General features: G+C 72.5%; 16 protein-coding genes and 2 tRNA genes. 9 read left to right on the top strand and 9 right to left on the bottom strand.

The window, feature by feature from the left end; all coding sequences use genetic code 11:
- Positions 1-4 precede the first annotated feature (4 nt).
- Positions 5-718 carry a 2-phosphosulfolactate phosphatase gene (locus tag ABD126_RS23470; RefSeq protein ID WP_343936038.1) on the bottom strand — a complete coding sequence of 238 codons (714 nt, stop codon included), beginning with the start codon at positions 716-718 and terminating at the stop codon, positions 5-7.
- Between the two features lie 28 nt (positions 719-746).
- Here ABD126_RS23470 and ABD126_RS23465 point away from each other — a divergent pair, with 28 nt between their 5' ends.
- The 7 genes from ABD126_RS23465 (at position 747) to ABD126_RS23435 (ending at position 5,933) form a co-directional block, all read left to right on the top strand.
- Positions 747-1,214: a ribose-5-phosphate isomerase gene (locus ABD126_RS23465; RefSeq protein WP_343936037.1), complete on the top strand. Its 468-nt coding sequence runs from the start codon at positions 747-749 to the stop codon at positions 1,212-1,214.
- A 13-nt stretch (positions 1,215-1,227) separates the two neighbouring features.
- Entirely contained in the window at positions 1,228-2,007 is a 780-nt protein-coding gene (locus ABD126_RS23460; protein ID WP_343936036.1) for a hypothetical protein, read from the top strand.
- On the top strand, positions 2,000-2,803 hold the full coding sequence (locus ABD126_RS23455; RefSeq protein WP_343936035.1) for an Fpg/Nei family DNA glycosylase: 804 nt from the start codon (positions 2,000-2,002) through the stop codon (positions 2,801-2,803). Before ABD126_RS23460 ends, ABD126_RS23455 begins: the two co-directional genes overlap by 8 nt.
- Positions 2,804-2,873: 70 nt before the next feature.
- Positions 2,874-3,368: a YbaB/EbfC family nucleoid-associated protein gene (locus ABD126_RS23450; protein WP_343936034.1), complete on the top strand. Its 495-nt coding sequence runs from the start codon at positions 2,874-2,876 to the stop codon at positions 3,366-3,368.
- A 9-nt stretch (positions 3,369-3,377) separates the two neighbouring features.
- A complete protein-coding gene (locus tag ABD126_RS23445) occupies positions 3,378-3,683 on the top strand; it encodes a type VII secretion target (protein WP_343936033.1) in 306 nt (101 codons plus the stop codon).
- Positions 3,680-5,320 (top strand): WXG100 family type VII secretion target, encoded by a 1,641-nt coding sequence (locus ABD126_RS23440; protein ID WP_343936032.1) that lies wholly within the window; start codon positions 3,680-3,682, stop codon positions 5,318-5,320. Before ABD126_RS23445 ends, ABD126_RS23440 begins: the two co-directional genes overlap by 4 nt.
- Positions 5,295-5,933, top strand: coding sequence for a pentapeptide repeat-containing protein (locus ABD126_RS23435; RefSeq protein ID WP_343936031.1), 639 nt, complete (start codon positions 5,295-5,297; stop codon positions 5,931-5,933). The genes ABD126_RS23440 and ABD126_RS23435 overlap by 26 nt, the downstream gene beginning before the upstream one ends.
- Positions 5,934-5,976: 43 nt before the next feature.
- On the opposite strand, the gene ABD126_RS23430 is transcribed toward ABD126_RS23435, so the two are convergent.
- Both ABD126_RS23430 and ABD126_RS23425 read right to left on the bottom strand, forming a co-directional pair.
- Positions 5,977-6,720: a hypothetical protein gene (locus tag ABD126_RS23430; protein ID WP_343936030.1), complete on the bottom strand. Its 744-nt coding sequence runs from the start codon at positions 6,718-6,720 to the stop codon at positions 5,977-5,979.
- Positions 6,721-6,795: 75 nt separating this feature from the next.
- Positions 6,796-8,004: a GNAT family N-acetyltransferase gene (locus tag ABD126_RS23425; RefSeq protein ID WP_343936029.1), complete on the bottom strand. Its 1,209-nt coding sequence runs from the start codon at positions 8,002-8,004 to the stop codon at positions 6,796-6,798.
- 121 nt (positions 8,005-8,125) lie between these two features.
- Between ABD126_RS23425 and ABD126_RS23420 the strand changes: the two genes are divergently transcribed.
- Positions 8,126-8,842: a maleylpyruvate isomerase family mycothiol-dependent enzyme gene (locus ABD126_RS23420; protein WP_343936028.1), complete on the top strand. Its 717-nt coding sequence runs from the start codon at positions 8,126-8,128 to the stop codon at positions 8,840-8,842.
- A 1-nt stretch (position 8,843) separates the two neighbouring features.
- Here ABD126_RS23420 and ABD126_RS23415 read toward each other — a convergent pair whose 3' ends face one another.
- The 5 genes from ABD126_RS23415 to ABD126_RS23395 form a co-directional block, all read right to left on the bottom strand.
- Positions 8,844-9,182, bottom strand: a complete 339-nt coding sequence (locus tag ABD126_RS23415; RefSeq protein WP_343936027.1) for a histidine triad nucleotide-binding protein — start codon at positions 9,180-9,182, stop codon at positions 8,844-8,846.
- Positions 9,183-9,334: 152 nt separating this feature from the next.
- On the bottom strand, positions 9,335-9,673 hold the full coding sequence (locus ABD126_RS23410; RefSeq protein WP_343936026.1) for a VOC family protein: 339 nt from the start codon (positions 9,671-9,673) through the stop codon (positions 9,335-9,337).
- A 3-nt stretch (positions 9,674-9,676) separates the two neighbouring features.
- Positions 9,677-9,964, bottom strand: coding sequence for a PLDc N-terminal domain-containing protein (locus ABD126_RS23405; RefSeq protein WP_343936025.1), 288 nt, complete (start codon positions 9,962-9,964; stop codon positions 9,677-9,679).
- A gap of 93 nt (positions 9,965-10,057) precedes the next feature.
- Positions 10,058-10,351, bottom strand: a complete 294-nt coding sequence (locus ABD126_RS23400) for a hypothetical protein (RefSeq protein WP_343936024.1) — start codon at positions 10,349-10,351, stop codon at positions 10,058-10,060.
- A gap of 30 nt (positions 10,352-10,381) precedes the next feature.
- Positions 10,382-10,452: transfer RNA gene (locus ABD126_RS23395), tRNA-Gly, on the bottom strand.
- Positions 10,453-10,513: 61 nt separating this feature from the next.
- On the opposite strand from ABD126_RS23395, the gene ABD126_RS23390 reads away from it, so the two are divergent.
- Positions 10,514-10,587, top strand: a tRNA-Pro gene (locus ABD126_RS23390).
- Between the two features lie 116 nt (positions 10,588-10,703).
- On the opposite strand, the gene ABD126_RS23385 is transcribed toward ABD126_RS23390, so the two are convergent.
- Positions 10,704-11,609 (bottom strand): LysR family transcriptional regulator, encoded by a 906-nt coding sequence (locus ABD126_RS23385; protein WP_343936023.1) that lies wholly within the window; start codon positions 11,607-11,609, stop codon positions 10,704-10,706.
- Positions 11,610-12,015: the final 406 nt, after the last annotated feature.

Genomic DNA, 12,015 nt, shown 5'->3' with positions numbered 1-12,015 from the left:
CGCGTCAGGCGCGCAGCACGCCGTCCACCAGCCGGGGGACCGCGGTGCTCACGTTGACCTGCGAGGCGAGTTCGACGTCCCCCGCGTGGCCTGCCGCGATGAGTTCGCGCCCGGACACGCACCCGGCGACGACGTCCTCGACCGGCGCCCGCGCGAACATCTCCGCCGCCACGCACGCCTCGACCGACGCGGACCCGTAGCCGAGGAGCGTGGCCATCACCGCGCCCGCGCCGAGCAGGTCCTCCACCGCCGGGCGCAGCGGACCCCGGTGGGCGGTCCCGGGGCTGTTGATGTCCACGCCCCAGCGTTCGCCGGCCGGCACCACCCCGATCGGGCCGCCGCGGGCCAACTCCCGCGCGGCCAGGGCCACCGCCCGCGCGTTGCGCAGGCAGCCCGCCAGGACCACCGACCCGGTGGACGCGGCCAGGTCGCACAGCGTCGCGCCGTTGGGCGACGGCAGCTCCAGCGACGTCCCGGCGGGGATGTCCACCAGCGACGACGGCCGCAGCGACCAGGTCGGGTCCGCGGGTCGCGCGGCGCTCTCCCGGTCGGTCCAGCGCACCGGGCGCAGCCGGGCGCCCCGGCTCACCACGACGTCCGCGGCGGTGCTGAACGACAGCACGTCGACGATCACGAGCACGGAGCAGAGCCCGCCGAGCGCCGTGACGCCCTCGTCGCCCCACTCCAACCTGAGCTGGGAACCCTCTTGTCCGAACACTCGACCAAGGATGGCAGACTCCCGGGACGTGCGTGTTTACCTGGGATCCGACCATGCGGGCTTCGAGCTGAAGGCCCACCTCGCGAAGCACCTGGCCGCCGCCGGCCACGACGTGGTGGACGTCGGCCCGGCCGCGTACGACGCCGAGGACGACTACCCGCCGTTCTGCATCGAGGCGGCCCGCCGCGTCGTGGCGGACGAGGGCAGCCTGGGCGTCGTCATCGGCGGCTCCGGCAACGGCGAGCAGATCGCGGCCAACAAGGTGCCCGGCGCCCGCGCCGCGCTGGCCTACAGCGTCGAGACGGCCAAGCTCGCCCGCGAGCACAACAACGCCCAGCTCATCGGCCTGGGCGCGCGGATGCACACCACGGACGAGGCGGTGGAGATCGTCGAGGCGTTCCTCGCGACCCCGTTCTCCGAGCAGCCCCGCCACGCGCGCCGCATCGCGATCATGAGCGAGTACGAGCGCACCCACGAGGCCCCGCCGCTGCCCTGATCCGACGACACCGATGATCCGCGACCTGCTGTTCACCGATCTCGACGGCGGTCCCCTGGGCGAGCCCGAGACGGTCATCGACGCGGCGGCCGACGAGCCCCGGTACCTGGAACGGGTGCCGGGGCTGCGGTCGGTCCTGGTGGACGACTCCGCCGGGCGCTACCACCGCTACCTGGCGCTGCTGGCGCTCACGGCGTGGGGCCACGCGCCGGTGTACCCGGTGGTGGCGGCGACGGTCGAGCAGGGCCCGCGGTCGCCGTGGCACGGGATGCTGACCGACCACGAGGGCCGCGACCGCACGTTCCCGGCGCTGGCCGGCGCGGTCGCCGACGGCGCGCGGTTCGTCGCCGAGGCCGACGAGCCGGACCGGCGGCGCGTGCTGCGGGCGATGCTCGGCCGGGCGGACGCGGTCTACTTCGGCTGGCAGCTCGCCCGCGCCGTGGACGGCCCGGAGTGGGCGCCCGACCTCGCCGAGGCCGTTGAGCGCGGCCTGGCCCGGTCCGCCGACGCCCGGGCCGTCCCCGGTCCGGTCCGCGAGCCGACCTGCGCCGTGGTTCCCCCGCCTTCCCGGGTCCCGGTCGCGCTCCGGCGGATGCGGACCTTCCGCGCCCCGGTCGTCCCCCGGTTCGGCGACCGCGGCTTCGACCTCGCGGTGCAGCTCGCGGACCTGTGCGCCGTGCTGGCCAAGCACGACCGCCCGCGGGCGACCGACCTGGCCGAACGCCTCCTGCGCCGCGACGGCCGGACCGTCGTGCGCACCCACCTCTGCTCGGTGGTGCCGTTCCGTGCCTGAAGGCCACACGCTCCACCGGCTCGCCCGCCTGCACCACCGCCGCTACGCCGGTCGCGCCGTCGAGGTCACCAGCCCCCAGGGCCGGTTCGACGCGTCCACTGTGGATGGACGGGTGCTGAGGAGGGCCGAGGCGCACGGCAAGCACCTGTTCCACGTCTACGGCCGGGACGCCATCGTGCACGTCCACCTGGGCCTGTACGGGACGTTCACCGAGTCCGAGCACCCCGTGCTCGACCCCGTCGGCCAGGTGCGGATGCGCCTGGTCGGCGAGACCCACTGGACGGACCTGCGCGGCCCGACCCGCTGCGAGGTGCTGACCGACGTCGAGGTGAAGGCGTTGCGCGCCCGCCTGGGCCCGGACCCGTTGCGCCGCGACGCCGACCCGGAGCGGGCGTTCGCGAAGATCACCAAGTCGCGTCAGCCGATCGGCGCGCTCCTGATGGACCAGTCCGTGCTGGCGGGCGTCGGGAACGTCTACCGCGCGGAAGTCCTGTTCCGCCACGGCGTCCACCCGCTCACGCCGGGCCACGAGATCGACCGGGCGCTGTGGGACGACCTGTGGTCCGACCTCGTGGTGCTGATGCGCGCCGGCGTGAAGGTCGGCCGCATCGACACCGTGCGCCCCGAGCACCTGCCCGAGGTCACCGGCCGCGCGCCGCGCCGGGACCGCCACGGCGGCGAGGTCTACGTCTACCGGCGCGCCGGCCTGCCGTGCCTGCTCTGCGGCACGCCGGTGGCGATGGCGGAGCTGGTGGGACGCAACCTGTTCTGGTGCCCCGCTTGCCAGCCGTCCTAGCCTGCTGGTCCCCGGCGGGCTAACGGAGCCCGCGCCCGGAACGATCACCGTGCAGGAGAGGGGGCACGTGGTGACCGAACCCGTGTTCGGCGGCGACGAGGTGCGCACGGAGCAGGAGATCGCCCGGTGGGCGGCCGGCGTCGCGGCCAAGGCGGAGAAGTACCAGCGGGTGAGCGAGCAGGTGGCCGAGGTCGCCGTGCACGAGGTGTCCCGCGACGGCCTGGTGCGGCTCAGCGTCGGCGCGTCGGGCGCGTTGCAGCACCTGGAGATCTCCGACAAGGCGCGCGAGGTCTCCGGCGCGACGCTCGCCGCGTCGATCATGACCACCATCCGCCGCGCCCAGGCGCGCATCGCGGGCGCGGTCTCGGAGATCGTCACGTCCGTCGGCGTGGACGACCCGGGAACCGCCGAGGCCCTGGTGTCGTCCTACCGGCAGCGTTTCCCGCCGCCCGCGCCCGACACCCCGCCCTGGGCGGACCAGGTGCGGCCGTCGGCCCCTCCGCCGCCCGCGCGGCGGCCCGTCCAGGACGACGAGGACTGGGATGGTCCCGCCGTCACCGAGTAGGGGGTGTGCGTGAGCGGCTACGAGGTCGTCGCCGACGAGTTACGTGGCCACGCCGACCGGTTGCGCGGCGTGGAGGACCAGTTGACCCAGGCGGTGGACGCCGCGCGGCAGGTCAGCCTGTCCGGGCAGGCCTACGGCAAGACCTGTTCCATGCTGCCGCCGATGATGGTGTTCATCGCGAACGCGGGCGTGGCGTCGCTGACCGAGGTCGCCGAGTCGGTCGCCGAGACCATCGCGGGCGTCCGGCGCACCGCCGCCGACTACGACGCCGTCGAGCAGACCAACACCCGTCCGTTCCGGGACGGCGCCCGATGAACAACCCGCTGGTCGCGCCGCGCCAGGACTCGACGCAGTCCTACACCGGCATCGGCATCGTCGAATCCGCCGTGGACCTCTACAACGGCGTCCGCGACGGGTCGTGGGTCGAAGCCGGGCTGGGCCTGGCCGGCACCGGCCTGGAGGCCCTGTCGTTCGTGCTGGACCCGCTGGGCTCGATCGTCGCCTCCGCGGTGTCCTGGCTGATCGAGCACGTCGGACCGCTGCGCCAGGCGCTGAACTGGCTGGCCGGCGACAGCGACCAGATCGCGGCCTACGCGCGGACGTGGCAGAACGTGTCCCAGGCGGTGAACAACGCGGGCGGCGACCTGACCTCCGAGGCCAGCCGGGGCACGGCGAGCTGGACCGGCCCCGCCGCCGACGCCTACCGCGCCTCGGTGACCAACCAGTCCCACCACATCACCGCCGCGGCCAACTGCGCCGGGATCGTCAGCGCGGTCGTGGAGGTCAGCGGCGTGCTGGTCGGCACGGTCCGCGGCCTGGTCCGCGACCTGATCGCCGAGTGCGTGGCCACGCTGCTCGCCCGCATCCCGCAGTGGCTGGCCGAGGAGGCCGTGACCCTGGGCTTCGCGACGCCGCACGTCGTGGCGGCGGCGACGTCGATCATCGCCAAGTGGGTCGCGAAGATCGCCGACAAGATCACGCTGCTGATGCGGTCGATCGCGAAGCTGCGCCCGCTGCTGTCCCGGCTGGACGAGCTGTGGGACCTGATCAAGCGCGGGCTCAAGGCGCTGCGCAAGGCCCCGGACGGCGGCGGCGCGCCACCCACCCCCGACCCGGTGAAGAAGCCGGGCAACACCGACGTCAAGCCGCAGGGCACGGACGGGACGCCTCCCGGCGGCGGCACGACCACGTCCGGCGCGCCCGTGTCCCAGCCGCCGAAGCTCGGCGACGGGACCACCACCACCTCCGGCGTGGACGCGCCGACCTCCGGCAACCCGCCGACGTCGTCGGGCAACCCGCCGCCGACGTCATCGGGCAACCCGCCCACGGACGGCACCGGCGGTGGTTCGGGTGGCTCGGGCAAGCCGCCCGGTGACAACAACCCGCCGCCGCCCACCCCCGGCGGCGACCCGCACCCGGCGCTGCCGCGCCGGCCCGCCGACCTGTCCCAGCCCCACCCGGAGCTGACCCCGGCCGAGAAGGCGGCGCTCAACCAGCACCTGAAGGACCTGGAGGCGAAGAACCCGGAGCGCTTCGCCGACGTCGCCCGCGACCCGGACCACAGCGGCAAGATCCGCCCCGGCTCGCAGGACGAGGCGAGGATCATGCTGGACCTGGAAGAACGCGGCCTGGGCCCGTTCGACCGGCCGAAGGACGCCGACGGCAACCTGGTCCCGGGTCGCGGGGACTTCGTGGACGCCAAGGGCCAGGCGTGGGACATGAAGGGCGCCCACTCCGACTGGCCGCCGGAGGTCCCGGAGCGGGTCCGCAACAGCGGCCCCTACCAGAACGCCTACACCGAGCAGTGGTTCCGGGAGACCGTCCAGGGCCAGTTCGACAAGGGGCGTAACGTCATCATGGACACGCGGAACGCCAGCGCGGCCGACATCGAGAACATGAAGTCCATCGTCGCGAAGGAGGGCTGGGGTGACCGCATCATCTGGTACCCGTGACCCGTGGCAGCCGCCGCGGTGGCCCACCGACGCCGGCGCGGCGGAGGCGTTCCGGGAGTGGCTGGCCGACCCGTCCCAGCCGCTGTACGCGCTCGACCTCGACCTGCGCGGCGCGGACCTGTCCGGCGGCCCGTTCGTGGAGTGCTGGTTCAGCCGCGCCAACCTCGCCGACACCACCCTGCGCGGCATCGAGCTGTGGGCGGCGCACTGCGAGGAGACCCGGTTCATCCGGGCCGACCTGTCCGACGCGGACCTGGTCCGGGCGGTCGTGCGGGGGGCGAGCTTCGTGCGGGCGAAGCTGGTGGGGGCGAACCTGACCAAGGCGGACGCGGTGGACGGGCGGTTCACCGAAGCCGACCTGAGCCGCGCGAACCTGACCGACGCGTCGTTCCTGCGGGCCGACTTCAGCCGGGCGGACCTGTCGGGCGCGGTCGTGGAGTCGACGTCGTTCCGCGACGCGGTGCTGGTCGACGCCACGGTGGCCGGGATGCGCGGCACGGTCCTGGGACCCGTGGAAGTCGTGCCGGGCTTGAAGCTGGACGGCCTTGAACTGGAGCAGTGGTTCGGCGCTCGCGGAGCCGCTGTTTCCGTCCTGCGGACCCAATCCGTCTGACCGCGCTGCGCGTGCTGTTCCGGCACGCGCGGCGCGCCCGGTGTCAGATGTCGAAGCCGCCGAAGTCCATGCCGCCGCCGAAGTCGCCGCCCATGTCACCACCCGCGTCGCCGCCCGCGTCACCGCCGTCGGCGGCCATGCCGTCGGCGTAGCCGTCGGAGTACGCGTCGGCCATCGCCACACCGGCCATGCCGGTGAACATGGCGTCGAACAGCAGGAACGTGCCCACGCCCCACACGCCGGCCACCAGCGCCGGCTTCCACCACGGTTCCGAGTACCAGCCCTGCGGGACCGGGCGGCCGGCGACCATGCCGCCGGGGTAGTAGTGCGGAGTGCCCGCGCCCGGGTGGGGCGAGGCCGCGTAGTTGTGGCCCTGGACGGTGACCTGGCGGTCCTCCGAGACCTTGCCCGCGCGGCCCTGGCCGGTCAGGTCCGGGAGTTCCGGGCCGGGGTCCATGCCCATCGCCGTCCGGGCCGCCCGCACGTAGTACAGGCCCTCCATGGCGGTCTGCGTGACCAGGCGGCACTGCTCCAGCGTCTTAGCCTGCTCCATCTGGGAACCGGCGGCGGTGAAGCGCTCCGACGCGTCGGCCAGGGCCTGCGTCGAGGCCACGTCCGTGCCGGTCAGCGACATCACCTGGCCACCCAGGCGCTCGACCCAGCGGCGGGCCTCGGCCTGGGCGTCCTCCAGCTCGCGCTGCTTCGCGGCGGCCCGGGTCTTCGCGAGGTACCACCCGCCGCCCACGACCAGGACGATCAACACGAGCACCACGACGGTGGCGTCCACAGGGCCTCCCGGGGGAGCGGCGAGCGTTACGACCCTGTCAACGAACCCACCGCCGCCCCCGGTTCCCGCACCGGCTCAGAACACCTCCGGGCAATGCGGCTCGCGGTCGCCCAGGAAGGCGTGTGACAAGGCGTTCAGGGCGCCCGGTGTGAGTTCACGCACCCGTTGCGCGCGGGCCAGCGTCGCCAGGCGCGTGCCGCCCAGGAACGCCGCGCCGAGCGCCTGCACGTCCAGCTCCACGTCCGGCTCGTCGTCCACCCGGCGCACCGACGCGTCGCCGTCCTTCACCGTCAGCCGCCACCGGCCCGCGTTCCACGGGCAGAACGCGTCGCGCACGTCCAGCACGACGTCCACGTCCGACAGGTACCGGCGCAGCGGCAGGGCGCGGTCGACGTCCACGACCCGCACCCACAGCGAGTCCGTCCGCGACCGCAGCGCCAGCCGCTGGTCGGCCAGCAGGTGCAGGACCGGGTCGTCGGAGGCGGTGAAGAACTTCAGCTCGCCCACCATGTCCAGGTCCAGCAGGTACCGGTAGAGCGCGGCGTAGGCCTCGTCGGTCTCGGCGGCGATCTCGCGGACGTGCAGCTCGTTGCGCGGACCCCGCTCCTGCCAGTCGCCCTTGACCCGGTAGACGGCGTAACCGTGCGGGTGCAGGACGTACCGGTAGGCGGTGAGGCCGCCGCGGTCGTGCTCCTCGTCGGCGAGGTAGGCGGCCCACATCGCGTCGGTGCGGCTGAGCCAACCAGTCCTGGTCGGCCGGATCCGCTCGTGCAGCGCCTTGATCAACGGCATCGCCTCGGCGGCCGGCGCCTCGCGGATGCGCACGTCCCCGGTGGCCACCTCCGGCCGGAACGCCGAGCCGGCGGGCAGCGACATCCGGATGAAATCGGCGGCCTGGCCGTAGCCGAACCGGCCGTAGATCCCCGCCTCCGACGCCCACAGCGCCGCGATGGCTTCCCGGCCCTCCTCGTGCAGGCCGTGCAGCTGGGCGGTCATCAGCCGGGTCAGCAGGCCGCGCCGCCGGTGGCCGGGCCGCACGCACACACCGGTCACCGCGGCGACCGGCCGCGGGCCGTTGTGCGGCACGGTGATCTCGCGGGTCTGCACGCCCGCGCCGGCGAGCAGCTCGCCGTCCTCGAACACGCCGTGGTGCCGGTCGGGTTCGAACAGGTCCCGCCACCGCTCCATGAGGTCTTCGCGGTCGTCGGACAGGAACGCCTGGTTGAAGACGTGCTGGTAGGTGGCCAGCTCGTCGTGCCGGAGCGTGCGGAGGGTGAGCGCCATGACCGTTCTTCATACGCCGACCCGGGCGTCCGCGCGAACGGGTTTCCGGGTCGGGTCCCCGGTCGGCTTTCCGGACGATCAGGGGTCGCGCCGGGCGGGCGGGCTCGGACATGCTGCACGGGTGGACCCGCACGCGCTGGCCGGCGCTCTCCGGACCGAGGCGACCGCGCTCGCGGTGGCCGCGGACCTCGTGCCGCCGGACCGACCCGTGCCGGGGTGCCCCGGGATGACCGTGGCCGACCTGGTCCAGCACGTCGGTTCGGTGCACCGGCTGGTGACCCGCTGGGTGACGCGGGGCAGCCGGCCGCGCGAGTGGCCGCGGGACCCCGGCGGCGCGGACCCCGTGGACTGGTACCGGATCGGGGCGGCCTCGCTGATCGCCGTGCTCGACCCGGCGCGGGCGGTGGAACCGGCGGCGACGTGGTGCCCGTGGGACCGCACGCTCGGGTTCTGGTTGCGGCGCATGGCGCACGAGACGGCCGTGCACCGCGTGGACGCCCAGGCGGCGGCCGGCCTCGCCGCGCCGCTGGACCACGCCCTGGCCGTGGACGGCATCGAGGAGGTGCTGCGGCTGTGGCTGGGCTGCCACTTGCCCCCGGCCGCGCACCGCGACGGCCTGGCGATCACGTTGCGCGTGCCGGGGCGGGAGTGGACGGTCGCGCTGCACGAGCACGTCGTGGACTTCTGCGCCACGGCCGATCCCGCGGCGGTGGTGTCGGGATCGGCGTCGGCGGTGGACCTGTGGTTGTGGGGCAGGGTCCCGGAGTCGGAGCTGTCCGTGGAGGGCGACAGGTCCGTGGTGCGCGCGTTGCGGGCGGCCGTGGCCGGCGTGACCTGACTCAGCCCGGCGGCCAGGCGAGCGGACGACCGCCCAGCACGTGGCAGTGCACGTGGAAGACGGTCTGCCCGGCGTCGCGGCCGGTGTTGAACACCAGCCGGTACCCGTCCTCGTCGATCCCCTCGGCCTTGGCGACCTGGTGCGCCGCTTGCAGCACCTCGCCCGCCGTGGCGGGGTCCATGTCGCCCGCGGCGCGGAAGTGCTCCTTGGGGATCACCAGGACGTGAGTGGGTGCTTGGGGGTTGATGTCGTGGAACGCCAACACGTTGTCGGTTTCATGCGCCACGCGTGCGGGCACTTCGCCCGCGACGATGCGGCAGAACAGGCAATCCGCGGTCACAGCGTCATCGTAGGGCGCACACTGTGCCGATGACCCGCGCGAAGCTGCGACTGATCGTGAGGTGCCTGGTGACGTTCGGGATCGGCTTCCTCATGGTGGTGCTGGCCGTCCGCTTCGGCGAGGCCCTGTGGCGCGCCGTCACGTCGTGAGCGTCAGTCGCTGACGAAGCAGAACTCGTTGCCCTCGGGGTCCGACACCACCTGAAAACTGCCCTGCTCGTCGGTCACCACGCCACCCACCACCGACGCCCCCAGCCCCTTCGCCTTGTCGGTCGCCGCCGCGATGTCCTCCACCCCGATGTCGAGGTGCAGCCGGTTCTTCCCGACCTTGCCCTCCGGCACGGGCTGGAAGGAGATCCGCGGCCACCCGGGCGGCTCGACCTGCGCCCACCCCCGTTCCCGCAGGACGGGCTCACCACCCAGCAGTCCGGCCCAGAACCGAACCAGCCGGGCAGGCTCAATGCAGTCGATGACAACCTGATCAAGTCGCATGCTTCACATCATGGGCGGCGCAACCGGATCCTTCACCAGCCGGGCGTCCTTCCCCGCGACGAACCACCCGATGCTGCCCAACAACGGGAACCCGAAGATCACCAGGATCCACAGGAACTTGCCACCCCCGGTCAACCGCTGATGCCGCAACACGGAAACCACAGCAGCCACCCACAACACGCACAACGCCACCGCGAGCCCGAGAAGGAACAACAACACGCCGACCCCGAGCGCGTCGTCAGCCGTCTCCTGAGCAACCCAAGCCACCATGCCGTTCCACGCTACGACCACAGCAACGTCCCGCCCGCCAAGCCACCCACCCGAGTGAAGCCATGACCTGCACCGAGCTCCGGGTGCGAACACCTGACCCGCGCACCTGAGCGATCACAGCTCCCGGAGCACGTCGGACAACTGCGGCATCTCCACCAGGTCCTCGAAGTACCCCTGCTCGTCCTCACGCAGGAAGTCCCAACCGTCCCGCGCGACCAGGAAGTCGACTTCGTCCGTGGCGGTGCGGACGGTCAGGAACCAAGATGACTCCACGGCCGCATCATCATCCTCGGGAGCGAGCTCAAAGGTGAGGTCCGAACGCCCGGAGGCCGCGATGGCCGCCTTCACGACGAGCATCAACTCGAACCGGCTCACCGGGGGAAGCGGCACCCGCTTGGCACGTCCCACGCCAGACTCCGCGGTCCAAGGGGGCAGAAGAGCGGGTGACGGGAATCGAACCCGCATGACCAGCTTGGAAGGCTGGGGCTCTACCATTGAGCTACACCCGCATCGCGTCCACGGGGGTGGGCGCGGGGTCAGCTTAGCCTGTCGCGATAGGGTGTTGGTGACCGGGGCGTGGCGCAGCTTGGTAGCGCACCCGCTTTGGGAGCGGGGGGTCGCAGGTTCAAATCCTGTCGCCCCGACGGTCGCCCTGGCCGGCCCACCGTGGTTGGTCAGGGCTTTTCCCTCGCCAGTGCCGTTCTTGAGCACACCCGCGCCTGGGCGCTCAAGAACGGCCGATCCCCAGTGGTCGTGACGGTCAGGCGGGCGTCGCCACCTGTTCACTCACCACCTGCGCCGCCGCGGACACCAGTGCGGTCACCGACGGGTTGGTGGAGTTGTCCTGCCGCCACGCGAACTGCGTGTACACCCGGAACGGGGGCACCCACGGCAGGCGGCACAGCCGCCCGTCCGCCAGTTCGGCCGCCACGGTCACCTCGGGCACCAGCGAGATGCCCAGCCCCGAGGCCACCGCGCGCTTCGCGGCGTCGATCGAATCCAGAGCCAGCACCGGCGAGCGGGACTCCGCGTCCTGCAACCCCAGCGCCTGCTCGAACTGCTCGTAGTAACTCGCGCCGTTCTCCGCCCGGATGAGCGTGCTGCCACGCAGCTCGTCCTCGGTGATCACCGACCGCCGGGTCAGGGCGTGGGTCGGGCCCGCGACCATGACCAGCGGTTCCGGGCACAGCACGGTCGTCTCCAGGCCCTCGCGGGCCTCGACCGGGCCGATGAAGAACGCGCAGTCCAGCCTCCCCTCGCGGACCGACGCCAGGTTCGTGGCGGTGTTCCGCGAGTGCAGGGAGATCTGGACGCTCGGGTACCTCCAGCACATGTACTCGATGAGAGGTAGCAGTCGGTAGTCGGTCAGACTCTGTGCGCTGCCGATGACCAGCTTGCCGTGCGGCTCGCCGTTCATCGTGATCGCTTTTCGCGCCTTGTCCGTCAAGGTGATGATGTTGCGCGCGAAAGGCAGCAGCTCGACACCCGCGGAGGTCATCTGTATGCCTCGCGGGAGTCTCCGGAACAACGGCACCCCAAGGGTCTCTTCGAGGGCCTTGATCCGCGTGGTGATGGTGGGTTGCGAGCATTTCAGCGTGGCGGCTGCCTTGGTGAAACTGCCCGTTTGAACCACAGTTGTGAACGCCAAAAGCTGACGCGTCTCCATGGAGCTCCCCAACGGTGCGTGAAGTGATCCGCGGGCGGGAGGAGGGACGACCCGGCCGCGGGTTCGGTGCTGGCGGCAGTCGATCCGGCTACTAGCCGGTCAACATCGCCGCTCTGCCGTGAGGGGCGGTACCCGATGGACTCGTGTGGTCACCAGAACCTGTCGGAAGCCGACGCGATGAAGTGCACAGCCGGCACCCGGGCCAGGTCCGGGGTTACCGTTCGGCAGCGGCGGAATGGCTCTCATCGGGTCATCGGCACCTTGTCTGGTAGGTGGTTAAGAAGCTCGATGACATTGTCTCGCTCGTTCCTCGGTCCCGGTTGCCGGTGGCGTCCGCTGCTGGCCCCCCAGAACGTCCGGCAACGTGAAATATTCGTGGTCCAGCGATGCGGGTCCGGGCGTCACG

Origin of the sequence: Saccharothrix mutabilis subsp. mutabilis (assembly GCF_039521145.1) — a bacterium.
GTDB classification, from domain to species: Bacteria; Actinomycetota; Actinomycetes; order Mycobacteriales; family Pseudonocardiaceae; genus Actinosynnema; species Actinosynnema mutabilis.
This window is presented reverse-complemented; position numbering and strand designations above follow the sequence as displayed.

Coding starts and splice junctions, on each gene's coding strand:
- ABD126_RS23460 (WP_343936036.1), top strand. CDS start 1,228: ATGATCCGCGACCTGCTGTTCACCGATCTCGACGGCGGTCCCCTGGGC.
- ABD126_RS23440 (WP_343936032.1), top strand. CDS start 3,680: ATGAACAACCCGCTGGTCGCGCCGCGCCAGGACTCGACGCAGTCCTAC.
- ABD126_RS23425 (WP_343936029.1), bottom strand. CDS start 8,004: ATGGCGCTCACCCTCCGCACGCTCCGGCACGACGAGCTGGCCACCTAC.
- ABD126_RS23410 (WP_343936026.1), bottom strand. CDS start 9,673: ATGCGACTTGATCAGGTTGTCATCGACTGCATTGAGCCTGCCCGGCTG.
- ABD126_RS23385 (WP_343936023.1), bottom strand. CDS start 11,609: ATGGAGACGCGTCAGCTTTTGGCGTTCACAACTGTGGTTCAAACGGGC.